Origin of the sequence: Salmonella sp. 32082101201600294FB01SM01 (assembly GCF_017572865.1) — a bacterium.
Taxonomy (GTDB): domain Bacteria; phylum Pseudomonadota; class Gammaproteobacteria; order Enterobacterales; family Enterobacteriaceae; genus Salmonella; species Salmonella enterica.
Map to the genome: position 1 here is coordinate 1 of NZ_JAGESB010000015.1, position 894 is coordinate 894.

Sequence of the window (894 nt, forward strand, 5' to 3'; positions counted from 1 at the left end):
GTGGGTTGCAAAAGAAGTAGGTAGCTTAACCTTCGGGAGGGCGCTTACCACTTTGTGATTCATGACTGGGGTGAAGTCGTAACAAGGTAACCGTAGGGGAACCTGCGGTTGGATCACCTCCTTACCTGAAAGAAGCGTACTTTGCAGTGCTCACACAGATTGTCTGATGAAAAACGAGCAGTAAAACCTCTACAGGCTTGTAGCTCAGGTGGTTAGAGCGCACCCCTGATAAGGGTGAGGTCGGTGGTTCAAGTCCACTCAGGCCTACCAAATTTTCCCTGAATACTGCGTTGTGAAATAACTCACATACTGATGTATGCTTCGTTATTCCACGCCTTGTCTCAGGAAAAATTATCGGTAAAGAGGTTCTGACTACACGATGGGGCTATAGCTCAGCTGGGAGAGCGCCTGCTTTGCACGCAGGAGGTCTGCGGTTCGATCCCGCATAGCTCCACCATCTCGTGAGTGTTTACGAAAAAATACTTCAGAGTGTACCTGAAAGGGTTCACTGCGAAGTTTTGCTCTTTAAAAATCTGGATCAAGCTGAAAATTGAAACACAGAACAACGAAAGTTGTTCGTGAGTCTCTCAAATTTTCGCAACGCGAAGTGAAACATCTTCGGGTTGTGAGGTTAAGCGACTAAGCGTACACGGTGGATGCCCTGGCAGTCAGAGGCGATGAAGGACGTGCTAATCTGCGATAAGCGCCGGTAAGGTGATATGAACCGTTATAACCGGCGATTTCCGAATGGGGAAACCCAGTGTGACTCGTCACACTATCATTAACTGAATCCATAGGTTAATGAGGCGAACCGGGGGAACTGAAACATCTAAGTACCCCGAGGAAAAGAAATCAACCGAGATTCCCCCAGTAGCGGCGAGCGAACGGGGAGGA

The 894-nt window shown here is 48.5% G+C and carries 2 tRNA genes and 2 rRNA genes; all 4 read left to right on the plus strand.

The features are described from left to right. Positions 1–124: ribosomal RNA gene (locus tag J4645_RS22060) — 16S ribosomal RNA — on the plus strand; the annotation flags it as partial. A gap of 69 nt (positions 125–193) precedes the next feature. After that, a tRNA-Ile gene (locus J4645_RS22065) sits at positions 194–270 on the plus strand. 111 nt (positions 271–381) lie between these two features. Then, positions 382–457 (plus strand) — tRNA-Ala (locus J4645_RS22070). A 172-nt stretch (positions 458–629) separates the two neighbouring features. Further along, positions 630–894: ribosomal RNA gene (locus J4645_RS22075) — 23S ribosomal RNA — on the plus strand; the annotation flags it as partial.